Source organism: Paraburkholderia sp. BR10872 (assembly GCF_040965835.1).
GTDB classification, from domain to species: domain Bacteria; phylum Pseudomonadota; class Gammaproteobacteria; order Burkholderiales; family Burkholderiaceae; genus Paraburkholderia; species Paraburkholderia nodosa_A.
In genome coordinates this window covers 52,399-73,592 of sequence record NZ_JBFRCN010000037.1, presented here as the reverse complement: position 1 = coordinate 73,592, position 21,194 = coordinate 52,399, and the positions used below count along the sequence as shown (strand labels likewise).

The window sequence follows — 21,194 nt, the reverse complement described above, 5'->3', positions numbered from 1 at the left end:
TTTACGTGGCGGCGCGAGGGGCGTTCACTTCGACCGTCACATGGGACAGCCCCTTAAAGCGCTTGAGCGCCGCGTGATAAAAGCCGGGGCTGCGTTGTGCTTCACTGGTGACGACTGACACCACCGCACTCATGTGGTCCGGACCGACCCGCCAGACATGGAGATCGAGCACGGCGTCACCGTTGTCTTCAATAATGTGACGAACGTTTTCGGCCATGCGCTTATCCAGATTCATGTCGAGCAGAATGCCTCCCGTATCGCGCATCAGGCCCCACGACCAGTTAGCAATCACCAGGGCGCCGATCACGCCTGCGAGCGGATCCATCCAGACCCAGCCGAACGCACGGGCCAGCAGGAGGCCGATGATCGCGAGCACGGAAACTGCCGCGTCTGCGATGACGTGAATGTAGGCCGAGCGGATGTTGTGGTCGCGGTTCGCGGCAGCATGTGCGTCTTCGTGACTGTGATCGTGCTCTTCGAATTCGATTGACTGCTCGCCATCGGGCGAACTGACAATCGCCCTGAATGCATGCGGCTCGGGAATGTCATCTTTCGACTCCAGATAGCTCCCACGGTCGGCAAACGCGAAGGTCTGACGCGAACCGTCGGGGCGGACCGTCGTGACTGATACCGCGTCGGCGGTCAGGTTCGAAGAAGCCGTCTCAGGCGTAATACGGAAGACGGGTGGCACGCCATCTTCGAAGATCGACACGGCGAAAACTCCAGCAGTACTGAAGATGCGATGCGCCTCTTCCTCGTGACCGTGTTCGTCTTCATGTCCGTGCCCGTGGCCGTGGCTGTGCCCCTGTCCATGACTGTGGCCGTGATGGTTGCCGCTGAGCAGCCAGACGCTTGCAAGATTCACCAGCAGGCCAAGAACGGCGATGGGGATCGCCTGGCCGAAGTGAATGGGCACGGGCGAGAGAAAGCGCGAAACCGCCTCGTACCCGATCAGCAGCGCGATCATGGCGAGCACAATGGCGCTGGTAAAGCCCGCGAGATCGCCCAGCTTCCCCGTACCGAATACGAAGCGGCTGTCGCTCGCATGCTTTCGCGCGTACGTATACGCGAGCGCAGCGATGAGCATCGCGCCGGCGTGTGTCGACATGTGCAGGCCGTCGGCAACGAGCGCAAGCGAGCCAAAAAGACTTCCGCCGACGATCTCGGTCACCATCATCGCGCTGCACAGCGCAATCACCATCCACGTCCTGCGCTCGTTCTCCTCGTGGGCAGCGCCCAGGAAGATATGGTCATGTCCCGCCCCGAAGGCGGCATCCTCGAACTTGCTCATGCTTGTCTCACTTGAAGTAGCTGTGGACTACTTCGATCAGTTGCTCTGTTCCGCTGCCATGCTCGTCGTCCGGTTCTGCATCGACGAGATGGGTGCGAATGTGGTCCTCGAGCACGACGGCGAGCAGCCCGTTCATGGCGCCACGACAGCTCGTGACCTGTTGCAGCACGGCCATGCAACCGCGTTCTTCTTCCAGTGCCCTTTCAATCGCTTCAACCTGCCCTTTAATCCGGCGAATGCGGTTAAGCAGCTTCTGCTTTTCGCGAATCGTATGGCTCATACCTGTTCTCCCGTTTGCGGGCGAAGTCTATCACCAATAGGGTAAGGGGGTATACTAAAAATCACTTGTGGATCGCGGCAGCATGCATTTGGGACAATCGCCGCGCGCTTCGGGGAGTAGCCGCTCCGGATGCGATGTTCGCTGCTGCCGAAGCACGACTGAGCGGCCTGGGAGAGCGGCCACAAGGCGAAAGTGTTTGCGCCTGGCAGACTCTCCGTATGGAGATAGCCGCCTTTCTCTTCCTTGAAGGGAATACCGAAGGCCCGACTGCAGCCCGCCCAACCGATTACGCATTCGCAGTGGCGATGGCCGCTCTCAGGACCACAACTTCCCATCCAGGTATCGCTCCCGCTGAACCTGTTGCCATCTCCGAGGCACGGAATAAACCGGCTAGCGAACTGTTGTAATAAGCAACCCGTTCGCGACAGATGCTTTGAGTCCGACAACACTCGTGGAGACTTTCATGGCGAAAGAAAAGTGGAGCTTGTTTCGCTGGATTCCCAAGCAGCACGCAGCCGCCGCGGTGGAGAAAAAGCTCATGTCGCATAACGGGTCAGCGCTGTGGGTGTTTGACCTTGAGCAGTCCTATCGGCCAGGGCGGGCAATTTCCGGTAATGCCTGGTTAGTGGCCTACGATCTCGACCGAACTGCCGAATCCAATATCAAAACTCGTCAGCATATCGATTTCGAGTCGGCGGGCTTCCGTGGGGAGGCGGCTCATCCCGCAGACGTCATCATCAAGGAAAACGAGAAGGGCGCCTATGGTATCGGGCGAATGCGCCAGAGCACCACCAAATTTCACGTTACCGCCCGGTTCGCCACGAAGAACGAGGTCGCCAGCGCCCTCGGACTGGACAAGAAGGAAGTTACCGATGGTTATCGTCCGGGCAGGACCTGGCCGACGTGAGAAGTCGTTGAAGCCACCAGAGTGACACGCTGTCACGCCGGTACGGTTGATCACACAGGGGCTTGGCTGCGAGTGTCTGCGCTCTGGCCGATGACGGTCGGCGCGAAGTTCGGTAACGACATCCTTCCCTTCGGCTGTGAGTTAGCCCGCAAGCGGACGATGGCCATCGTCCGCTCCTGGGTCAGTGGGCGTCGCTCCAAGTCCGTTGAATGGCAACGCGGCCAGCAGCAGCTCTGCGCGCTGCGTCTGCGGTAGGGAGCGGGGGTCGCGCAAAGCCGATCAGCACTCGCCTTTTTTGGCGTGTCCCGGAGGGCAGTGCCATCCTTTGTCGTGATGGTGATGTTTTTCCCAGTCATCGCGATTCCAGTAGCGATGTCCATCCCAATATCGGTCGTCGTGCCATCCAGGCGTGACGACCACGGCAGCGGGTGGGGCAACCACGACAGGCGCGCCTACATTGATGCCGACATTGACATCAGTCGCGTGGACGGCACTGGTGAGGCTGACTGCAGCGGCGGCGAATGTCAGATGCGCGAGCGCGGGATTCTTCATGAACCAGTCCTCAAAATATGAACGCGTGCACGAGTCGGAACTTGCCCGATAACAGGAACAGGGCGTCTTCCGACGGAATGTTGCGCCTCGTTGCCCTGTTTCCGACAACGATTCTGCTCGTGTGCGGCATCATTTTCGCAGAATCCCTGCGATTCTGATCGCCGACGCCATGCAGTAGCCTTTGCGGGACCAGGACCGCGACACCATAAGGCAGCCTTAAGGCTGCCTCCCATACCATCGCCGATTCGAGTCATTCAAGTGATGCGACGCATCATCCACTGACCGTCTTCGGCCTGTCCCTGCTCACGCCGTGTCTCACGCTGCCATTGTCGACGTTCACCCTGAGAACTGCACGACGATTTGTTGCGTTGCGCATGAATTGGTTCAATCGCGTGCCACGGGAGCGATAGAGAACGTGCATATTACGACCCCAAACCGGTGGCTGCTTCTCGGCGTGCTGCTGCCTGGCGCTTCGCTCGGCCTTGTTGTTGCTGTGCTGCTGGGCATCCGGATCTGGCCATGAGGCGAGCCTTGCTTCAGGATGGACGTTGCGCAATGGAGCGCACAGCATCGAGGGGACTTTCGCGCACGCCCATTTCACGTGCGAGCGCCGCAACCTTTGCCGGTCCCTTCCGCTGCGTGGCCGATCTGATGCTCGCCAGGCGGTACGCTGCTCTCGGCGGCGACAACGCGCGGTAGTCGCAGGTAGCCGTGGGACGATGCTGCGCTGCGCGCCGTTTGCAACGCATCGGACCCGATGCCGAATCGGACCTCAGGTGCCGTTTCACCTGTCGCGCGCCGACTCAATGCGGTGGCGGGAGGCGTCTGAAACGATTCCATAGCTTCTTTAGCGTTTGATGATCTGCAGCGACGCGTGAAGAGAGATAGCCTCGGGCATAAGCCGCGCCTGGCGCTGCGTCCCTCGACCTGCGCGAAACGGTCCGCAGAAGCTGATCGGCGACCACCGCATCGTTACGCCAGCCGAGATCGTCCTGAAGTGCAGTCAGCGCTTTCACGTAGTGCTGCACGGCCCGTTTCGGGAACAACGACGCAAAGAACTCTGTCGCATACCGAACCTTCTTCGCCGCGATACGCGCGCGGTGCCGGCGGTGATCGTCGAGATCGGCGAGGCCCTTGCCACGCTTGATCAGCCTGCTGTGCCTGCGCCGCAGCACCTTGTCGGCGAACTGCCTCGCGGGGCTGTCAAGCGCTGCGCGTTGTTTGCCGGTCATATCGTCGCGCCATTTTTTGCAGGCCAGCCACAGCGCGAGTTCGAGCACCAGACGCGTGTAGCGAACCGACTCGACCGCGGCCGCCGCACGCTGCCGGTTGTCGACGGCGACCAGCGTGCACGCCTGCCGCACCGGCATGAGTTCGTCTGCATTGCCGTCCGCGCCCGCCCGATCGAGTGTGGCCCCGGCAAGGACCTCCCAGTCACGCGCGGCGCCGAGTTCCGCCGCGATCCAGCGCAGTTCGTCGTCGAGCCCGGAATAGGGAGGAATCGCCTTGGCGAACAGGTCCAGCGCCGAGCGCAAACGTCGCAGTCCGACCCGCATCTGATGAACGCTTGACGGATCATGACCGGACACGACGCCGCGCTCGTTGGCATGCACCTGCGAGAGGCAGTTATGGACGATCGTGCAGAACACGTCCTCAATCGAATTGTCTTTCGACAAGCGCACGGGTTCGGCCTTCACGGGCGCGGCGTGCTCGGCCACGAGCAATTCGTAGCCGATATCGGCCTTGCTGCGATGGTCGATGCTCAGCGGTACGGTCTTCAGAAGTTCGAGCGCCGTCGCATGGAGCGCCTCCGGCTTGCCCTGTTTCAGTTCGAGTTCGACAGCGGCGAGCGGCACCGAGCGCGTTTGCGCGTCGACAGTTCCCTCGTCGAGCGCTATTTCGAGTTCGTCTTCCGACGGCAGGTGCAGCGCGATTGCAGTGCGATGGATGCGTGTGACGAAAACAGGAGCGAGTTGCGCGGCGACGGCCTGATCACGGATCAGCCTGCCGCAATCGCTATCGGCCGATATGGCGTCATAGAGCAGCGCCAGATCGGGCGTGTCCCTTTTGATCGGCATTTCATATTCGGCCCTGTCGAACACACCGGCCTCCACAGCGCCCTCGAGCTTCAACGTCTGGATTCGCCGCTTTCCGACGGCGCGTACGCGCAGCGAGGCTTTGCAACGGTGAAGGGCCAGTTCCGGCGTGTCGAAGTACGTGCTGTTCAGGAATTCCGGTCGATCGGCAGTGGCCTGAGCGCGCGCCAGCAGCGGTGCGCCACGAAGCTTGGCGAGGTCCTCCGGGGCGATTCGTAGCTTTAACTCCCGTTCCATGTTTGCCTCCATGCCGCGCGCCGCATCATCACACAATCCCGGACGCGCAAGTTTCGGTCCGGATCGATTACGGGAAACCAGGCCGCCCGGCAGCCAAATCAGTACTTTGGTCGAGCGGCCGTAGATGGCCGCACTGTGTCGCACGATCGCCTGTGGCGGTCATCACCGTGTTCGATAACACTGCCCCGCAGGCACGACAGGTGCGCTACTCGAATGGACCGGATCCGCACGACGTCCTGTGCAGCGGACCGCCCCTTTCGAAAATGGACCATGAAAAGAACACTTCTCACTTTTGCGATCGTTATGTCACTTCCAGTGATTTCACCGACGTCAGCGGTGGCGGCTGGCTGCATGAAAGGCGCTGCCGTGGGTGGCGTTGCGGGCCACGTCGCGGGTAAGCACGGCACGGCAGGCGCCGCGGCTGGGTGTGCCGTCGGACACCACGAGGCAGCGAAGAAGCAGAAGGCGGCGAGTGAAGCCGCGGCGAGCAAACCTGCGAGCCAATAGTTGGCGATCTCGGTAACCTCGCGGGGCCATCGAGGGTCGCCATGCTCGCGCGCCACGGCGCGGTACCGTGCTGCTCCGTTCCGCGCGCGAGGGTGCGCGTCGTGCCTGCGCCATTGGCGCAGGGCTCGGGCGGCAGACGCGTGCCGTCGATGAAACGCACGGCGCAGACTTCGGCGGCGCTTGCATTAGCAGAAAGAGCGAGGCAGGCGTGCGTTCACGCGCTCGTCCCCGCACTCTGCACGTGAGATTCGAGCGCGCCGACCACGTCGAACAGGTCGCCGACAAGCCCCACATCGGCCACCGAGAAGATCGGCGCGTCCGGGTCCTTGTTCACGGCAACGATGAACTTCGAGTCCTTCATGCCGGCGATGTGCTGGATCGCGCCCGAGATGCCGAACGCCACATACACGTCGGGTGCCACGCTGCGGCCGGTCTGTCCGACCTGCGCGGCGTTCGGCGCATAGCCGGCATCCACGGCGGCGCGCGAGGCGCCGAGCGCCGCGCCGAGCTTGTCGGCGAGCTTGCCGAGACGCGCCATGTTCTCCTGAGAAGCGAGGCCGCGTCCACCCGCGATCACCACGCGCGCGCTGCCGAGGTCTTGGCCGCTCTGCCCGGCGGCGCGGCGCTCGATTAGCCGCGTGGCTGTGAACGGCGCACCAGGTGCGAGCGCAACGGCCTGCGCCGCGCCACCTTTCGCCTCGACCGGTGCGAATGACGAAGTCCGCACGCTGGCATAAGTGCGCGCCGTGGCGCTCGTCACCGTTGCGATCACGCTGCCCGCATAGAGGCCGCGCACGAACTGCGTGCGCTCGCGAATGGCGATTACGTCGGCGATAAAGGCGTCTTCGGTGAGCGCCGCCGCGCGCGGCAATGCAGCGCGGCTGGAGGCGCGGTGCGCCGCGAGCACCGCCGAATACCCTTCAGCGAGGGCGTGCAATTGCGCCGCGATCGTTTCCGGTGTGAGCGCATCGGCTGCGCCAGCGGATGCGACCAGCACGCGCTCGACTCCACTCACATGCGCCGCCGCTGCCGCGCTCGACGCATCGAATACGAGCAGATCGACGGGTTGCCCCAGTTGCAGCGCCGCGCCTATCACGCGCAGCGTGACATCGGAAATCGATCCCACGTCGGCATCGGCCAGAACCAGCGTTCTCATAGTCAAACTCCCACGGATTCAAATACGCGTCGATCGGCGAGTGCTGCGAGCAGCGCGTCGACACTGTCCACCTTCACACCAGGCTCGCGTACGGGCGGATCGTTCAGTTTCAGCACGTGGCTGCGGGCGCTCGACACGCCGCCGAGCGCGTCCGCCTCTCGCGTGGCGAGCGGCTTTTGCTTCGCCTTGACGATGCTCGGCAGTGTCACGCGGCGCGGCTCGGCCAGGCGCAGATCGGCGCTGATCACGGCGGGGCCGTCGAGTTGCCACGTGGCGGTGCCCGCATCGTCGCCGCAGCTCGCGCGCCAGCCGCCGTCGATGGCGTCGAGCGCGCTCGTATTCAGCGCCTGCGGCCAGCCCAGCAGTGCGGCGAGCATGGCGGCCACGCCGCCCACGTCGCCGTCGATGGCCTGCTTGCCGCACAGCACGAGACCGTAGTCGACCTCGTTCATGTGTGCGGCCACGAGCCGCGCAACGGCGAGCGAATCGAGCGTGGCCGTGGCGGCCCCCGTGTCGATCAGCACCGCTTCGTCGGCGCCCATGGCGAGCGCGGTGCGAAGCACGTCCTGGTGCGCGGGCAGGCCGCAGGTCAGCACCGTGACGTGCGAGGCCACCCCGGCTTCCTTCAGTTGCAGCGCTTTCTCGAGCGCGCATTCGTCGAACGGATTGAGCGACATCTTGAGCCCTGCCGTTTCGATCGCGCCGGCGCTGCTCACGCGCACGCGCACGTTCGGGTCGACCACGCGCTTGACGGGTACGAGAATGCGGACAGTCATCTGTTTTCTCCTGTTTGCATGAGAAAGCACATTGCGCGCTGGTGTTACGACACCGCGCCGAGACCGTACTTGCCGGTCAGCAGCGCGCCGCTCGCAAAGCGTTCGAGTGCGTACGGTTCGAGAGAGACGTCGGTGGCCAGGCCGAGCGCGTGCTGGGCGAGCAGCTTGCCGATGCCCGGCGAGAGCTTGAAGCCGTGACCCGAGAAGCCGAAGCCCACCGTGAGGCCTTCCACGTCGGCAACGTTGCCGAGCACGGGGTTCCAGTCGGGTGTGACGTCGTACACGCCGGTCCACGACGAGGCGAGCCCCGCCGTTTCGTAGGCGGGAAAGTGTTCGGCCACCTGTGCGCCGACTTCGGCCACATAGTCGAGGGAGATCTCGCCCTGCTCGGTCTCGGGCGCATTGAGCGTTTCGCCCACCACGCCTTCGGAGACCAGCATCTGGCTGCCGCCGTAGCTGCGGAAATAGAGCATCCCCGGCGAGCCGAGGTCCTTGAATGCGGGCATGGCGAACGTGTAGGGGGCGGCTTCGCATTCGAGCGCGAGCACGGTGTGGCGCTCGGGCTTGACCGGCAGCGGCACGCCGATCCATTCGGAGAGTTCAGGGGTCCAGATGTTTTGCGTGCTGACGAGCGTGCCGCAACCAAAGCGTCCCGCCGACGTTTGCACGCCTACCACGCGGCGGCCTTCGCGCACGAGGCCGGTCACGCGCACCCCTTCCATGATCTTTACGCCGCGGCGGCGCGCAGAGCGTGCGAAGCTGGTCGCGACGAGATAGGCGTCGGCGAAGCCGGCTTCTGGCTCGAAGCCGATCAGCGCGGCGTCGTCGAAGGTGGCGATCGGCAGGCGCGCCTGCGCCGTCTGGCGGTCGAGCAGTTGTACCTCGATGCCCATTTCCTGCTGGGCGCGCAGCGAGGCTGCCAGCGGGTCGAGCTTGTCGCCCTCGGGCGCGCTGATCATGTAGCCGCATTTGACGAGGCCGCAGGAGGCTTCGTCGTCCCCGAGATAGTCGGCGAAATTGTTGAAGGCCCACCAGGAAGCGCGGGCGAGTTGGACGTTCTGGCGCACCGAGTAATGCGTGCGCAGCAGCCCGGAAGACTGCGAGGTGGTGCCCGCCCCGATCGTCCCTTGATCGAGGACGAGAACGCTGCTCGCGCCGAGCGCGGCGAGATGGTGGGCGACGGACGTGCCGATGACGCCGGCGCCTATCACGACATAGTCAAAGTGGCTCATGGGGCCCTCGTGGGTGAACGATGGGCAAATTCTGCGTCCCGGCTGCCCGCCATTATTTTGTATTAGGCAAACTTATGGTTCATCGACGCAATTGCTCATCGTCCGTGTGTTGAGCCGTCCGGGCGGCACCATGTGGAAGACGACGCGGTAGCGTCATTTGCGCAGACTTCCGCGGAGCTCCTCATGAGACGTACCCAGGCGCCAATCGACCTCAACGCCTTGCAGGCTTTTCTCGCGGTGTGCGAGACCGGATCGATGACCGGCGCGGCGAAGCAGCTCGGCGTGAGCCAGAGCGCGGTGAGCCAGGCCATCGCGGCGCTCGAGCGAGATCAGGGCGTGGTCCTGTTCGATCGCGAAAGCCGGCCTCCCCGGCCGAACGTCGCGGGCCGCGCGCTGCTCGAACTGGCAGGCCCGCTGCTCGAGCATGCGCAGATGGTCAGCGCGCGCATCGGCGACACATCGAACGCGGGCAGCTTGCCCGTGCGGCTTGGCTGCGTGGATTCGTTCGCGGCGACCGTGGGCCCGGAGCTGATTCGCGCGGTGTCGGGCTCGGCACGGCAGATTGCGTTGTGGTCCGGTTTGACCCCCGGCTTGAGCAAGCAGTTGCACGATCGCGAGCTCGATCTCGCGGTGTGCACGCAGACGACCCTCAACGACGCGCGCATCGTCGAGGCGCCGCTCTTTTCGGAGGCGTTCGTCGTGGTCGTCTCGCGCGCCTTGATTGCCGAGCGCGGGAACATCGACTGGCGCACGCTTGCGCTCGAAATGCCGATGATCCGCTATACCCCTCGCTCGGTGATCGGACAGCAGGTCGAGCGCTATGCGCGGCACCTCGGCATCAACAGTCCGCGCCGCTATGAATTCGACGCGACCGATCCGCTCCTGAGCCTCGTCGCGGCCCGGCTCGGCTTCTCGATTTCCACGCCGTTGTGTCTCTGGCAGGCGCGCCATTATTTGCCTGAGATCGCCGTGTTGCCGCTGCCGGCCGGACGGCTCGGGCGGCGCGACTTCTTCCTGCTGCATCGACAGGGCGAGTGGGACGCGTTTGCGCACGAGATCGTTGCGTTGACGCGGCGCGTGCTTGACGCCTCCATCAGGCCGGCACTCGCGCGCGCGCTGCCGCAACTGCCTGAAGACGCATTGACGTAGCGGATCCGCGATATTTTTGTACGAGAGGCGGCGCTCGTGCGTTCATAAGTATTTCTGATAACCGAGCGTAAGCCCGCGTCCCGATTCAGTGCAGCAGCGCACGGCAGACAGGAAAAACGCGCACCGTCAGCAGGCAAACGCCGGTGCAAGCGAATTGGGAAAGTAAGCGGGACAGGGCCGGCGTGCGTGCCAGATGTTTATCTGCAGGAATTTTTAGTTCATGAAGATAAACATGGCACGGACGTTGCATAAGAAGCAGCACAGGCGAGGCTGCAAGGCTTGCGCCTCAGTCGGCGGTTCCCGGCGGATAGATGAAGATCGACAGGAACTGGATGGGCGTCTTGATGAGGCGCTCGGGGCCGTGAGGAATATCGGCCTGGAAAGTAAGCGTGTCGCCGGGATGGAGGATGTAGGTTTGCTGGCCGTGGCGGTATTCGATCACCCCCTTGAGCATGTGGATGAATTCGGTGCCGGGGTGTTCGAAGGTCGGGAAGCGTTCTGCTTCGTCCTCCATGGTGATGAGGAAGGGCTCGAAGGCTTTGCGCGGGCCCTGGTCGTAGGCGAGCAGATGGTAGGTATGGCCGCGTTTGGTGCCCTTGCGAACGACTTCCATGCCCGCGCCTTTCTTGACGAGTTGCGCGTCGCCTTGCGGCACGTCGAAGTTGCGAAAGAGCGCGGAAAGAGAGACGCCGAGCGCCTGGGCGATGCGGTGCAGGACGTCGAGTCCCGTTGAGGTCTGCGCGTTCTCGATCTTCGAGAGCATGCCACGGCTGATGCCGGCCTGGTCGGCGACCTGGGCGATGGTCAGGTCGTGGCGCTGGCGCAAGTCGCGAATGGTGGCGCCCAGAAAGCGCTCGAGCGCAGTTTTGTTGTCGTCCCCAGCGTGCATGATCGGCCTCGGTAGAAATGCTTGACGCGTAGCTGGCCGGCACGCAGTGGCGCGCGCCGGCTGTTTCACGTCATGAAGCATTGTTGCATGGCAGGAAAAGAAGTTCCAGACGGAGCGCGTAACGAGAAGTGCAACGAGTGCGCAATGGCGGGTGCGCATGAGCGCCCTGAACGATGGCCAGCAAGTCCCCGGAACCGGCCCAGGCACGATGTGCCCAGCCTCTTTCAACCGCAAACGGAGTTGGTGCAAGGAGTGACGATGAATCTGAACGACGCGAGTAAGCTGCCGCTCAGCGAGCCCGGAAGCGTGCCCCGTTTCGACTCGGCGGAAAACGCGCAGGGCTGGCTTGCTCAGCAGGGCGTGAAATACGTTTTGGCGCAGTTCGTCGACATCCATGGTGTCGCAAAGGCCAAGTCGGTGCCGGTCGCGCATCTGAAGACGGTGCTAGAGGCGGGAGCCGGCTTCGCAGGGTTTGCGATCTGGGGTGTCGGCATCGAGCCGAACGGCCCCGATTTCATGGCCGTCGGCGATCTCGCGACGCTCACGCCCGTTCCGTGGCAGCCGGGCCTCGCACGCATCGTCTGCGAGGGGCACGTGAACGGCGAAGCGTGGCCGTTCGATTCACGCGTCACGCTCAAGCGCCAGGTAGCACGCCTGACCGAGCGCGACTGGACCCTTTTCACAGGACTCGAGCCGGAATTCTCGCTGCTGCGCCGCTCCGCTAGCGGAACCCTCGAACCGTGCGACCCCAGCGACACGCTGGCGAAGCCGTGCTACGACTATAAGGGGCTATCGCGCACGCGGGTGTTTCTCGAGCGGCTCACCGAAGCACTGCGCTCGGTCGGCATCGACGTCTATCAGATCGACCACGAGGACGCCAACGGCCAGTTCGAAATCAACTACACGTACACCGACTGCCTGACGTCGTGCGACCACTACGTGTTCTTCAAGATGGCCGCGTCGGAGATTGCCAACGAGCTAGGCATGATCTGCTCGTTCATGGCGAAGCCGTTCGCGAACCGGCCCGGCAACGGCATGCACATGCACATCTCGATCGGCGACGGCAAGCGCAATCTGTTCGCCGACGGCGGCGACCCGCTGGGCATGGGCCTGTCGACGCTTGGCTACCAGTTCACCGCCGGCATTCTTGCGCACGCCCCCGCGCTCACCGCGCTGTGCAATCCGACCGTCAATTCGTACAAGCGCCTCGTGGTGGGACGCTCGCTCACCGGCGCGACGTGGGCGCCGGCCTATGTGAGTTATGGCGACAACAACCGCTCGACCATGGTGCGCATGCCCGGCGAGCGCATCGAACTGCGTCTGCCGGACGGCTCCTGCAACCCGTACCTCGCAACGGCCGCCGTGATTGCCGCGGGGCTCGACGGGATCGACCGGCAACTCGATCCGGGCGCGCCGGCAAACGAAAACCTTTACGAGTGGTCGTCGGAGCGACTTGCCGCGCACGGCATTGCGGTGTTGCCGCAAAACCTCGAGCAGGCGCTCGACGCGCTCGAGGCGGACACGCTGATCTGCGAAGCGCTCGGCCCCCTGGCCGGTGAGTTCCTCAAGCTCAAGCGCATGGAGTGGCTCGAATACATGCGGCACGTGTCCGACTGGGAACTCAAGAGCTACCTCGAATTTTTCTAAGGAGAACACACAATGTGTGGAATCGTAGGGTTGCTGGTGAAGACGCCGGCGCTACGCGAGCGGCTCGGCGAGCTGATGGTGCCGATGCTGATCGGCATGACCGAGCGCGGACCCGATTCGGCGGGGCTTGCGGTGTTCGGCAGCGAGGTGGATGCGAGCCAGCGCAAGCTGAGCCTCTACGCGGGCTTCACGGACGAGGGCGCGCAATTTCCCTGGGCCGCACTCGCCGACGCACTCAACCACGCCATGGACGTCACCGCGCGCTTCGACGTGAAGGGCAATCATGCAGTGCTCACGCTCCAGGGCGATGCGGAGCGCGTCAAGGTGTGGTTGCGCGAGCACTATCCGAAGCTCTATCTGCTTTCCACCGGACGCTCGATCGATCTCTACAAGGACATCGGCTCGCCGGCCGAAGTGGCCGCGCGCTATGACTTCGCGAACCTCAAAGGCTCGCACCTCGTCGGCCACACGCGCATGGCCACGGAATCGGCCGTCACGCCGGACCGCGCGCATCCGTTCACGGCGGGAGAGGACTTCTGCCTCGTGCACAACGGATCGCTTTCGAACCCATATGGCGTGCGGCGCAAGCTCGAGCCGCTCGGCATCCGCTTCGATACCGACAACGACACCGAAGCCGCTTGCCGTTTCATCGAATGGCGTTTGCGCGAGGGCGATGCGCTGCCCGAGGCGCTGCAAAAAGGCTTCGAGGAGCTGGACGGCTTCTATACGTTCCTGATGGGCACGACGACCGAGCTCGCGCTGATCCGCGATCCGTTCGCGTGCAAGCCGGCCGTGGTCGCGGAGAACGACGACTACGTAGCGATTGCCTCTGAGTTTCGCTCGCTCGCGCATCTGCCCGATATCCGCAATGCGAAGGTCTTCGAACCCGCTCCCGAGGAGATGTACGTATGGAAAGCCTGAATTTCGACCTCGAGACGCAGACGGTCCGGGACCTGAACCAATACCTGCACGGCGACACCGCGGCGCTGGCGGGGCAGCGCATCGCCGTCACGTCGCCGAATGGGGCACACAACATCGCCGTGGGCGTAGATGCCGACCTGCATGTGACGATCAAGGGCCACGCGGGCTACTACGCCGGCGGGATGAACCAGCAGGCGACGATCGTGATCGAGGGGAGCGCCGGCACGGGCGTCGCCGAGAACATGATGAGCGGCAAGGTGCATGTGCGAGGCTTCGCCTCGAACGGCGCGGGCGCTTCTGCGCACGGCGGACTGCTCGTGATCGACGGCGACGCGGGTCTGCGCTGCGGAATCTCGCTCAAGGGCGGCGACATCGTGGTGGGCGGCTCCGTGGGCAGCTTCTCGGCCTTCATGGCACAGGCGGGCCGGATGGTGATATGCGGCGACGCGGGCGACGCGCTGGGCGATTCGCTCTATGAAGCGGTGCTCTACGTGCGCGGCGAAGTGAAATCGCTCGGGGCGGACGCGCAGTACGAACCGATGAGCGATGCCGATCTCGACGCAGTGCGCGTGTTGCTGGCGGCGGGCGGGCTGGATCACGATCCAGCGTCCTTCAAGCGAATCGCGTCGGCACGCACGCTCTATCACTGGAACGCCGACGCCAACCAGGAATATTGAACACACGCTCTCTGAGAAGGTTCCCAATGGATGCCAAACCCGTTCAATTCGTTCGTTTGCAGCACGAAGAGTCGCACGGCTACGACCGCAAGACGATCGACTATATCCACTCGGCGGCACAGCGAGGTCTCTATGAAATTCGCGGTCTGGGCGCGAAACGCCACGTGCCGCATTTCGACGACCTGCTGTTTCTCGGCGCCTCGCTGTCGCGCTATCCGCTCGAAGGGTACCGCGAAAAGTGCTCGACCCAGACCGTGCTGGGCACTCGCTTCGCGAAGAAACCTGTCGTGCTGGATATTCCGGTCACGATTGCGGGCATGAGCTTCGGCGCACTGTCCGCGAACGTCAAGGAGGCGCTAGGGCAGGCCGCGACGGCGATGGGCACGTCCACGACCACCGGCGACGGCGGCATGACCCAGGAGGAGCGCCGCGCTTCGAAGACGCTGGTCTATCAGTGCCTGCCGTCGCGCTACGGCTTCAATCCGGACGACGTGCGCCGTGCCGACGCGATCGAAATCGTGATTGGCCAGGGCGCAAAGCCGGGTGGTGGCGGGATGCTGCTCGGGCAGAAAGTCAATCCGCGCGTGGCGGCGATGCGTACCTTGCCAGCCGGCGTCGATCAGCGCTCGGCGAGCCGCCACCCGGACTGGACCGGTCCCGACGATCTGGCGATCAAGATCCAGGAACTGCGCGAAATTACTGACTGGAACACGCCCGTGTACGTGAAGGTCGGGGCAACCCGCACGTTCAACGACGTCAAGCTTGCGGTACATGCTGGCGCGGACGTGGTCGTGATCGACGGCATGCAGGGGGGCACCGCGGCCACGCAGACCTGCTTCATCGAGAACGTCGGGATTCCGACGCTGGCTGCGGTTCGCCAGGCGGTGGACGCCCTCGAAGAGCTGAACATGAAAGGGCAGGTGCAGCTGATCGTGTCGGGCGGCATACGGACCGGAGCCGACGTAGCCAAGGCGCTGGCGCTCGGTGCAGACGCCGTCGCGATCGGGCAGGGCATGCTGATGGCACTCGGCTGCAATAGCGACAGCTACTTCCAGAACGGCGCACTTCATTCGGCGGCTGCCGACTATGCAGCGCTTGGCACGTCGCCGGGCTTCTGCCACCACTGCCATACCGGCAAATGCCCCGTTGGCGTGACGACCCAGGACGCCGTTCTCGAGCAGCGCGTCCTGCCCGACGAAGGTTCGCGCCGTGTGCGCAACTACCTGAAGACGTTGAACATGGAGCTGACGACGATCGCGCGTGCCTGCGGGAAGCAGAACGTGCATCACCTCGAGCCCGAGGATCTGGTCGCCCTGACCGTGGAAGCCGCAGCGATGGCACGCGTGCCGCTCGCGGGCACTTCGTGGATTCCTGGCTGGAACAATTAAATTCAGTTGGCTGGAATTTTTGACTCTGGGAAATTTAAGCAAAGTCCGTTAAATCCCCAATCTTTCAGGAGCCCTACATGAGTACGCAAAGCACCACACAAGCAGCGCCGGCATCGTCAACCGGCCTGCGTGCCGGTACTTTAGGTTTTGCCGAGGTGATTGGCCAATCTATCGCAAACGTTTCGCCGACCTTTACTCCTTCGATCAATGTGACCGCGATCGCGGCGCTGGCGGGCGCGGGGACCTGGCTGATTTATGGACTTTCGACGCTCGGGCTGCTGCTGGTCAGCATGAGCATCATCGCGCTCTCGAGCCGGATTGCAACCGCTGGGTCATTTTTCATCTATATTTCGCGCGCACTCGGGCCGATGGCAGGGGGCATGGCCGGCTGGGGGTTGATCGCGGCGTATGTGGGCACCGCGATGGGGGTAGGTGCCGCAGGTGTGGTTTTCGTGCAGAATGCCTTCTCTTCCTGGGGCATCAATATCCCGTCGTGGGCGGTCTACACCGTTTTCATTGCTCTCGCCTGGTTCTTCTCCGCACGCGACGTGAAGCTTTCCTCGCGCCTCTCACTGGCGATCGAGGCAACGTCGGTGGTGATCGTGGGCGGCGTGCTGATCTACGTGCTCGCCCTGCATCCTGACCATATCATCGACCATACGCAATTGAGCCTGCAGGGCGTGAGCGGGAAGGGTATGGCGCAAGGCATGGTGCTCGGCATCTTCTCGTACGTGGGCTTCGAAAGTGCTGCCTCGCTCGGCCAGGAGACCCGGGACCCGCTGCGCATCATTCCGCGCGCCGTGGTCTGGAGCGTGATCCTGTCGGGCCTTTTCTTCATGTTCGTCGCCTATTCGATGACGATCGCCTACCACGACGACACAGCCAAGCTCGGCGCCGATTCGGCCGTGCTCAACACCTTGCTTGCGAGCGTTGGCGCCTCGCCGCTCGGCCCGGTGTTTTACCTGATCGCTTCGGTCAGCGCGTTCTCGTGTGTCCTTGCGTGCATCAACTCGTCCAGCCGCCTGCTGTACTCCATGGGGCGCTACCAGTTCGTGCACCGCTCGATGGGAATGATTCACCGCACGCATCAGACGCCGTATCTCGCTGTGGCGTTTTCCTCGATCGTGACGCTCGTTGTGTGCATCGCGATGCTTGGCGCCGGTCCGCTCAATACCTTCGGCTACACGAGTACGTTCGCCACCTTTGGCTTTCTGGTGACCTATTTTCTCGTCGCGGTTTCCGCGCCTCTCTATCTGAAGAAGATGGGCGTGCTCAAGCCGGTCAACGTGCTGTGGAGCGTGCTTGGCGCGCTGGCGATGGTCGGCGCAGTGATCGGCAGCGTGTATCCGGTGCCTGACTATCCGTATAACATACTGCCGTATCTGTTCGTGGCGTACATGCTGGTCGGCACGGTCTGGTTGCTCATGCTGAAGAAGCGTTCGCCCCAGGTGCTCGAGAAGATCGAACACGATCTGGAAACCAGCGACGTGATGACTCACGGCAAAAAGTAAATGACTGAACCGCGCTCCGTGGACCACCTTTCCGCACCGGCTGCGGACCGGAGGTCGGTCCATGCAGCCGGGACGGCCTTTGCAACTCGCGAAGCGGATTCTCAGGAAGTCGACCTGCAGTTGCGGCCCGAGCGCGGCGAATGCGCCGCGCTCGAGATCGGCTGCGTCTCCCGTCCCGCGCGTCTGCGTGGGCAAAATCGCGTCAACGAGGACTATTTCGGCGTGATGCTCGGCGACCTGGCCGCGCGCGCCGCGCGTGGCAGTGTGATCGCGCTGGCTGACGGAGTGAGCGGAAGCCAGGGTGGCCGGGTCGCGGCCGAGCTTTCAGTGCGTACCTTCATCGATGCGTATTACGGGCTACCCGAAACGCTCCAGCCCAGCGTGGCCGCTGCGCGTTCGCTACAGGCGCTGCACGGCTGGCTGCACCACATGGGCCGCGTCGATCCAAAGCTTAAACAGATGGCCGCGTCATTTGCGGCGCTGGTCATACGGCGCGCCACAGCGTATCTGGTCGCAGCCGGAGATGTGCGGCTCTATTTGCTGCGCGACGGGCAACTGGCACAAATCGGCGAAGACGACATTGTGCCGGTCGCTTTTGGTTCGTACGTGGCGCACGCCATTGGCATGAACCCGGCGCTCGTGACCCGCTTCGAAACGTTCGAACTGCGTGAGGATGATCGCCTGCTATTGTGCTCGGACGGTCTTTATCGTCATGTGCCAGTGCGTGAACTGCAGACGGTGCTCGCGACGCGCAATGGCGCGCTCGAAACTGCGCGCCGACTCGACGCGCTGGCACTGACGCGCGGTTCCCAGGACGACGTGACGAGCGCCGTGATTGACGTTGGCAGCCTGCCTTTGCTCGACGGCGGGTATCTGGAGCGAGTGGTCGGAATGCTGCCGATTCTCGCCGTGCCCGACGCCGGTGAGGTTATCGATGGATATCTGCTCAAGAGCGTGCTCAGCGATGGATTTTATTCGCGGATCTTCGCCGGCTACGATCTGGCCGATCCGGACACGCCACTGGCGCTCAAGTTTCCCAAACCGCGCGTCGAGCAAGACGAGAACATACGCCAGTCGATCGTGCGTGAGCGCTGGCTCGCAGGCAAGGTTGGCGACGCTGGCGTGCTCGCGCCGCTGCCCGTTGACGCCAATCGGCAAACCCGGCTTTATGTGGTAATGCCGCTCGGCGCGGGAGTCACGCTCGAAAAGCTCCTTTCGGCGCCCGAGCCCATAGGGCTGCCGCGCGCGATCGGAATCGCACGGCAATTGGGCCGCTCGATCGACGCGCTGAATCGACGCAATATCTTCCATCGCGATATCAAGCCCGAGAACGTGCTGGTGATGCAGGACGACAGGACGTGCCTGCTCGACCTGGGCTTTGGTTATATGCCCGGTATGGAGCTGCCGGGCTCAGCCTGCGCGCCTGGCTCGCCCGCGTACATGGCGCCTGAGTTGATGAGGGGTGCGCAAGGCGATGCGCGCTCGGAGGTATTTGCGTATGGCGTGACGCTGTACCGGCTATTCAGCGGCGGCAAACTGCCGTACGGCTTCAATGGTCGCGTGCCGCTCTACGAGTACCGGCTCGACGCGCCGCATTGGCTTGACCTCGTGCTGGAGAAAGCGCTGCAGTCCGATCCCGCACGCAGGTATCAGGACGTACTCGCGGTCTGCGCCGATCTCGAGCGCCTTTCGAGCGGCCAGGGTGCGATGGCTCCGGTTCGACGCAAGCCCTTGCTCGAGAGCGAACCAGTGCTGTTCTGGCAGGGGATCTCGATTCTATTGCTGGCGCTGCTGCTGTGGTCGCTGATACGGCGATGAGCTTTCGCGTTGACATGCTGGCACATTGAACCGCGAGACCGGGGCGCGGTGGGCTTTCGGATGGAAGGTTGCCTCGAAGTGCGATGTGCCACCCGTGTATCTGCGCGCACTTAGGCGCCGACTGAAGCGAAGTTTCCACGGAACTTGCGTTGCGCCTGCGTGCTAACCGTGTGTGTCGACCCACGCCTTTGCCCAGGCGATTCCCGCGTCCTGCGCTTCCTCCTCCGAATCGAACAGGTCGAGGACTCCGGAAGTGCAGATGAGCTTGTTCCCCTGGATGATGGTCCCGCCCCCCGCGTAGCGCTCTGGCGTCAGCAGCTCTGCCTGTTGCGCGATGGCATGACCCCACAAATCGTAGCCCTTGTAAGTCTCTCGTTCCATCTTTCTGGTGCCTGAAGGCGGGAGCCGTTGCTTATCTCGTTCTCATCTTAACTTCTCTCCTCGACGAGGGCATGCCGTCAGGCGCCGAAGCGGCAGCCTGCGCTTCCTGATCGCGGCCCGGCAAGGCTTTCGTCCTGTCGGCATTGTTTAAGCTCGATTTAAGTGACGCTACGTACTCTTCGAAAGAATCCTTGAGCGGACAACGACTCGAGGCATCCCTAGACGCAAAGAGGTTGAAATGGTGTACCTGATTACCGACCTGAAGATGGTCGAAAGCTACGGCCGCATCAAGGCTGACAGCGGCAAGGATGCGCTGGAAGCGTTTGCGCTCAGCGAGGGCTTCCCCAACCTGATGGAGTTTGCTTCGGCCCAGCCCACGTTCGTCAACGACTTGATGGCTGTTCAACTGCAATAAGGAATACTGACGTGGCCATGACTTTGGGGCAGGCCCTCGTGCACGCTGAGCAGCTGGAAGTCTCCGGAGTGATTTCCAGAACGGCGCAGGCGCTCATCCGGCTGAAACAGGAGTACCGTGACCTCGTCGGCGCGGAAAAATACGAGCAGATCATCGAGGAAGCGGGCCTGGCGCATCCGGACCCGCAGTGACCCTGGCGCCGCCGGTCGCTACTTTTGCGACTCGAGCATGTCCAGGTTGGCTTGCGCGGTCTCCTCGGGATGCATCGAGCAGTAAGCGTCGAAGAGGGTCGAGCATAGTTGCGCGAGTGCCGCGAGATTCACTGCCTGGCCCGCATGTTCGACTTCCCCGGCGTTGAGTATGTCGTCAACGACGGGGGCGAGACGGCGCAGTTGCCGGAAAGTCTCCGCATCGATTTCCATTGCACTTCTCGTGTTCAAGCGCCGGGGCGCACTCGACAAACTCTTACGGTAGCACTTCAACGACGCACCCGCAGAATGCGACTTCGGCAGAAGCTGAATACCCAACGCTGATACTACCCTTTGGGGCGATGTTGATGCGTTGCACAATGAAAATCGAATGTCCGTCCGATTTGGCCGCAACGTTTGCATCGACCTGAATGTAAGACCGCCCGATATGGCCCGATAACGGGCGCAAATTCGAATCCATGCACATTGCGTAGTTTATTGTGCAATGCACAGAAACAATGGCTTTTCAGCGGCCAACAAAGGGAATACCCTTAGAAAATTCCCTTATCGGAGGCTTGTGGTTGTGTCGACTCTTCTCGAGCAGGACGGGCTGGTAGCGACCTGGCGTCGGATGCACCCCAGCGCCGATTCCGGGGCGTGGGAATGCTGTGAACTCGATGGCCGCGGTGAAGTGGTGCCGCATCCTCAGCCCTCGGCACGGCGCCAGATTGTCCTCACCGACGTGTACTGCCAGATCGCCGAGCAGATCGGTCACGTGGCAGCGATGTCGGTTGCCGTGGCGACACCGTCATTTGGCATCCGCGTACCCGACGTCGTCTGGATGCCGCCTGAAAAGTGGGAAGGGTTTGACCGGGACGATCCTGTTCCGTTTGTGCCGGATCTGTGCGTCGAGGTGCTCCTCGACCGCAAGTATGCGCATGACATCGGCGCGCGGGTCAGGGCGTACCTCGAGGGCGGCGCCCAGGAGGTCATCGTTGTCGGCCAGCGCGGAGAGCTGCAGTTCTGCGGCGCCAATGGGCTGCGGCAAACTTCGCAGTTCGGCATCATGCTCACACTCGAGCGGATGTACTTCGAAGCGTTCGCTCCGTCTTCGCACTGATCATAAGATGAGCGTCGGCCGACGCTCGCGACTCCACCAGCAGTGCTGACTAATCC

The 21,194-nt window shown here is 63.1% G+C and carries 22 protein-coding genes and 1 pseudogene; 12 read left to right on the top strand and 11 right to left on the bottom strand.

Annotated features, from left to right (window positions below; all coding sequences use genetic code 11):
• Nucleotide 1: 1 nt before the first annotated feature.
• From dmeF to AB4Y43_RS26100, 3 genes and pseudogenes are all read right to left on the bottom strand, one after another.
• Nucleotides 2-1,291 (bottom strand): CDF family Co(II)/Ni(II) efflux transporter DmeF, encoded by a 1,290-nt coding sequence (gene dmeF / locus AB4Y43_RS26110; protein WP_368729096.1) that lies wholly within the window; start codon nucleotides 1,289-1,291, stop codon nucleotides 2-4.
• A gap of 7 nt (nucleotides 1,292-1,298) precedes the next feature.
• Nucleotides 1,299-1,571, bottom strand: a complete 273-nt coding sequence (locus tag AB4Y43_RS26105) for a metal/formaldehyde-sensitive transcriptional repressor (RefSeq protein ID WP_368603373.1) — start codon at nucleotides 1,569-1,571, stop codon at nucleotides 1,299-1,301.
• 143 nt (nucleotides 1,572-1,714) lie between these two features.
• Nucleotides 1,715-1,837: pseudogene (locus AB4Y43_RS26100) on the bottom strand (glyoxalase); the annotation flags it as partial.
• Between the two features lie 197 nt (nucleotides 1,838-2,034).
• Between AB4Y43_RS26100 and AB4Y43_RS26095 the strand changes: the two are divergent.
• Nucleotides 2,035-2,478 carry a hypothetical protein gene (locus tag AB4Y43_RS26095; RefSeq protein WP_368603374.1) on the top strand — a complete coding sequence of 148 codons (444 nt, stop codon included), beginning with the start codon at nucleotides 2,035-2,037 and terminating at the stop codon, nucleotides 2,476-2,478.
• Between the two features lie 279 nt (nucleotides 2,479-2,757).
• Here AB4Y43_RS26095 and AB4Y43_RS26090 read toward each other — a convergent pair whose 3' ends face one another.
• Both AB4Y43_RS26090 and AB4Y43_RS26085 read right to left on the bottom strand, forming a co-directional pair.
• The gene (locus AB4Y43_RS26090; RefSeq protein ID WP_368603375.1) at nucleotides 2,758-3,030 is read right to left on the bottom strand and encodes a hypothetical protein; all 273 of its coding nucleotides are present in this window, start codon (nucleotides 3,028-3,030) and stop codon (nucleotides 2,758-2,760) included.
• 803 nt (nucleotides 3,031-3,833) lie between these two features.
• Nucleotides 3,834-5,363 (bottom strand): CHAD domain-containing protein, encoded by a 1,530-nt coding sequence (locus AB4Y43_RS26085; protein ID WP_368729113.1) that lies wholly within the window; start codon nucleotides 5,361-5,363, stop codon nucleotides 3,834-3,836.
• A 303-nt stretch (nucleotides 5,364-5,666) separates the two neighbouring features.
• On the opposite strand from AB4Y43_RS26085, the gene AB4Y43_RS26080 reads away from it, so the two are divergent.
• Nucleotides 5,667-5,870, top strand: a complete 204-nt coding sequence (locus tag AB4Y43_RS26080; protein ID WP_342947184.1) for a hypothetical protein — start codon at nucleotides 5,667-5,669, stop codon at nucleotides 5,868-5,870.
• A 214-nt stretch (nucleotides 5,871-6,084) separates the two neighbouring features.
• On the opposite strand, the gene AB4Y43_RS26075 is transcribed toward AB4Y43_RS26080, so the two are convergent.
• From AB4Y43_RS26075 to AB4Y43_RS26065, 3 genes are read right to left on the bottom strand one after another with little or no spacing between them, the layout of a single operon-like run.
• Nucleotides 6,085-7,026, bottom strand: coding sequence for an electron transfer flavoprotein subunit alpha/FixB family protein (locus AB4Y43_RS26075; RefSeq protein WP_368729095.1), 942 nt, complete (start codon nucleotides 7,024-7,026; stop codon nucleotides 6,085-6,087).
• A 2-nt stretch (nucleotides 7,027-7,028) separates the two neighbouring features.
• Nucleotides 7,029-7,802, bottom strand: a complete 774-nt coding sequence (locus AB4Y43_RS26070) for an electron transfer flavoprotein subunit alpha (protein ID WP_368729094.1) — start codon at nucleotides 7,800-7,802, stop codon at nucleotides 7,029-7,031.
• Nucleotides 7,803-7,846: 44 nt separating this feature from the next.
• A complete protein-coding gene (locus AB4Y43_RS26065; protein WP_368729093.1) occupies nucleotides 7,847-9,034 on the bottom strand; it encodes an NAD(P)/FAD-dependent oxidoreductase in 1,188 nt (395 codons plus the stop codon).
• 183 nt (nucleotides 9,035-9,217) lie between these two features.
• Here AB4Y43_RS26065 and AB4Y43_RS26060 point away from each other — a divergent pair, with 183 nt between their 5' ends.
• Nucleotides 9,218-10,183, top strand: a complete 966-nt coding sequence (locus tag AB4Y43_RS26060) for a LysR family transcriptional regulator (protein ID WP_368729092.1) — start codon at nucleotides 9,218-9,220, stop codon at nucleotides 10,181-10,183.
• Nucleotides 10,184-10,469: 286 nt separating this feature from the next.
• On the opposite strand, the gene AB4Y43_RS26055 is transcribed toward AB4Y43_RS26060, so the two are convergent.
• The gene (locus tag AB4Y43_RS26055) at nucleotides 10,470-11,072 is read right to left on the bottom strand and encodes a helix-turn-helix domain-containing protein (RefSeq protein ID WP_069266161.1); all 603 of its coding nucleotides are present in this window, start codon (nucleotides 11,070-11,072) and stop codon (nucleotides 10,470-10,472) included.
• A gap of 258 nt (nucleotides 11,073-11,330) precedes the next feature.
• Between AB4Y43_RS26055 and glnT the strand changes: the two genes are divergently transcribed.
• From glnT to AB4Y43_RS26025, 6 genes are all read left to right on the top strand, one after another.
• Nucleotides 11,331-12,719 carry a type III glutamate--ammonia ligase gene (gene glnT, locus AB4Y43_RS26050; RefSeq protein ID WP_083245360.1) on the top strand — a complete coding sequence of 463 codons (1,389 nt, stop codon included), beginning with the start codon at nucleotides 11,331-11,333 and terminating at the stop codon, nucleotides 12,717-12,719.
• A gap of 12 nt (nucleotides 12,720-12,731) precedes the next feature.
• The gene (locus AB4Y43_RS26045) at nucleotides 12,732-13,640 is read left to right on the top strand and encodes a class II glutamine amidotransferase (RefSeq protein WP_368603380.1); all 909 of its coding nucleotides are present in this window, start codon (nucleotides 12,732-12,734) and stop codon (nucleotides 13,638-13,640) included.
• Nucleotides 13,628-14,317 carry a protein glxC gene (locus AB4Y43_RS26040; RefSeq protein ID WP_069266159.1) on the top strand — a complete coding sequence of 230 codons (690 nt, stop codon included), beginning with the start codon at nucleotides 13,628-13,630 and terminating at the stop codon, nucleotides 14,315-14,317. The genes AB4Y43_RS26045 and AB4Y43_RS26040 overlap by 13 nt, the downstream gene beginning before the upstream one ends.
• Before the next feature lie 26 nt (nucleotides 14,318-14,343).
• Nucleotides 14,344-15,705: an FMN-binding glutamate synthase family protein gene (locus AB4Y43_RS26035; RefSeq protein ID WP_368603381.1), complete on the top strand. Its 1,362-nt coding sequence runs from the start codon at nucleotides 14,344-14,346 to the stop codon at nucleotides 15,703-15,705.
• Nucleotides 15,706-15,782: 77 nt separating this feature from the next.
• Nucleotides 15,783-17,216 carry an APC family permease gene (locus AB4Y43_RS26030; RefSeq protein WP_069266157.1) on the top strand — a complete coding sequence of 478 codons (1,434 nt, stop codon included), beginning with the start codon at nucleotides 15,783-15,785 and terminating at the stop codon, nucleotides 17,214-17,216.
• Entirely contained in the window at nucleotides 17,217-19,034 is a 1,818-nt protein-coding gene (locus AB4Y43_RS26025) for a bifunctional protein-serine/threonine kinase/phosphatase (RefSeq protein ID WP_368729091.1), read from the top strand.
• A 162-nt stretch (nucleotides 19,035-19,196) separates the two neighbouring features.
• On the opposite strand, the gene AB4Y43_RS26020 is transcribed toward AB4Y43_RS26025, so the two are convergent.
• Nucleotides 19,197-19,415, bottom strand: a complete 219-nt coding sequence (locus AB4Y43_RS26020) for a hypothetical protein (RefSeq protein WP_069266156.1) — start codon at nucleotides 19,413-19,415, stop codon at nucleotides 19,197-19,199.
• Nucleotides 19,416-19,653: 238 nt separating this feature from the next.
• On the opposite strand from AB4Y43_RS26020, the gene AB4Y43_RS26015 reads away from it, so the two are divergent.
• Together AB4Y43_RS26015 and AB4Y43_RS26010 are read left to right on the top strand one after the other, a co-directional pair.
• The gene (locus AB4Y43_RS26015) at nucleotides 19,654-19,830 is read left to right on the top strand and encodes a hypothetical protein (protein ID WP_342918611.1); all 177 of its coding nucleotides are present in this window, start codon (nucleotides 19,654-19,656) and stop codon (nucleotides 19,828-19,830) included.
• A gap of 11 nt (nucleotides 19,831-19,841) precedes the next feature.
• The gene (locus AB4Y43_RS26010) at nucleotides 19,842-20,021 is read left to right on the top strand and encodes a hypothetical protein (RefSeq protein WP_368603507.1); all 180 of its coding nucleotides are present in this window, start codon (nucleotides 19,842-19,844) and stop codon (nucleotides 20,019-20,021) included.
• An 18-nt stretch (nucleotides 20,022-20,039) separates the two neighbouring features.
• Here the strand turns inward: AB4Y43_RS26010 and AB4Y43_RS26005 are convergent, their stop codons facing one another.
• Complete coding sequence (locus tag AB4Y43_RS26005) at nucleotides 20,040-20,252, bottom strand: hypothetical protein (protein WP_342947076.1); 213 nt, start codon at nucleotides 20,250-20,252, stop codon at nucleotides 20,040-20,042.
• Nucleotides 20,253-20,601: 349 nt separating this feature from the next.
• On the opposite strand from AB4Y43_RS26005, the gene AB4Y43_RS26000 reads away from it, so the two are divergent.
• Nucleotides 20,602-21,138, top strand: a complete 537-nt coding sequence (locus AB4Y43_RS26000) for a Uma2 family endonuclease (RefSeq protein WP_368603385.1) — start codon at nucleotides 20,602-20,604, stop codon at nucleotides 21,136-21,138.
• Nucleotides 21,139-21,194 lie beyond the last annotated feature (56 nt).

Bases quoted from the DNA above. Each gene is read 5' to 3' on its own strand.
- dmeF (WP_368729096.1), bottom strand. From the start codon at position 1,291: ATGAGCAAGTTCGAGGATGCCGCCTTCGGGGCGGGACATGACCATATC.
- AB4Y43_RS26105 (WP_368603373.1), bottom strand. From the start codon at position 1,571: ATGAGCCATACGATTCGCGAAAAGCAGAAGCTGCTTAACCGCATTCGC.
- AB4Y43_RS26095 (WP_368603374.1), top strand. From the start codon at position 2,035: ATGGCGAAAGAAAAGTGGAGCTTGTTTCGCTGGATTCCCAAGCAGCAC.
- AB4Y43_RS26090 (WP_368603375.1), bottom strand. From the start codon at position 3,030: ATGAAGAATCCCGCGCTCGCGCATCTGACATTCGCCGCCGCTGCAGTC.
- AB4Y43_RS26085 (WP_368729113.1), bottom strand. From the start codon at position 5,363: ATGGAACGGGAGTTAAAGCTACGAATCGCCCCGGAGGACCTCGCCAAG.
- AB4Y43_RS26080 (WP_342947184.1), top strand. From the start codon at position 5,667: ATGTCACTTCCAGTGATTTCACCGACGTCAGCGGTGGCGGCTGGCTGC.
- AB4Y43_RS26075 (WP_368729095.1), bottom strand. From the start codon at position 7,026: ATGAGAACGCTGGTTCTGGCCGATGCCGACGTGGGATCGATTTCCGAT.
- AB4Y43_RS26070 (WP_368729094.1), bottom strand. From the start codon at position 7,802: ATGACTGTCCGCATTCTCGTACCCGTCAAGCGCGTGGTCGACCCGAAC.
- AB4Y43_RS26065 (WP_368729093.1), bottom strand. From the start codon at position 9,034: ATGAGCCACTTTGACTATGTCGTGATAGGCGCCGGCGTCATCGGCACG.
- AB4Y43_RS26060 (WP_368729092.1), top strand. From the start codon at position 9,218: ATGAGACGTACCCAGGCGCCAATCGACCTCAACGCCTTGCAGGCTTTT.
- AB4Y43_RS26055 (WP_069266161.1), bottom strand. From the start codon at position 11,072: ATGCACGCTGGGGACGACAACAAAACTGCGCTCGAGCGCTTTCTGGGC.
- glnT (WP_083245360.1), top strand. From the start codon at position 11,331: ATGAATCTGAACGACGCGAGTAAGCTGCCGCTCAGCGAGCCCGGAAGC.
- AB4Y43_RS26045 (WP_368603380.1), top strand. From the start codon at position 12,732: ATGTGTGGAATCGTAGGGTTGCTGGTGAAGACGCCGGCGCTACGCGAG.
- AB4Y43_RS26040 (WP_069266159.1), top strand. From the start codon at position 13,628: ATGGAAAGCCTGAATTTCGACCTCGAGACGCAGACGGTCCGGGACCTG.
- AB4Y43_RS26035 (WP_368603381.1), top strand. From the start codon at position 14,344: ATGGATGCCAAACCCGTTCAATTCGTTCGTTTGCAGCACGAAGAGTCG.
- AB4Y43_RS26030 (WP_069266157.1), top strand. From the start codon at position 15,783: ATGAGTACGCAAAGCACCACACAAGCAGCGCCGGCATCGTCAACCGGC.
- AB4Y43_RS26025 (WP_368729091.1), top strand. From the start codon at position 17,217: ATGACTGAACCGCGCTCCGTGGACCACCTTTCCGCACCGGCTGCGGAC.
- AB4Y43_RS26020 (WP_069266156.1), bottom strand. From the start codon at position 19,415: ATGGAACGAGAGACTTACAAGGGCTACGATTTGTGGGGTCATGCCATC.
- AB4Y43_RS26015 (WP_342918611.1), top strand. From the start codon at position 19,654: ATGGTGTACCTGATTACCGACCTGAAGATGGTCGAAAGCTACGGCCGC.
- AB4Y43_RS26005 (WP_342947076.1), bottom strand. From the start codon at position 20,252: ATGGAAATCGATGCGGAGACTTTCCGGCAACTGCGCCGTCTCGCCCCC.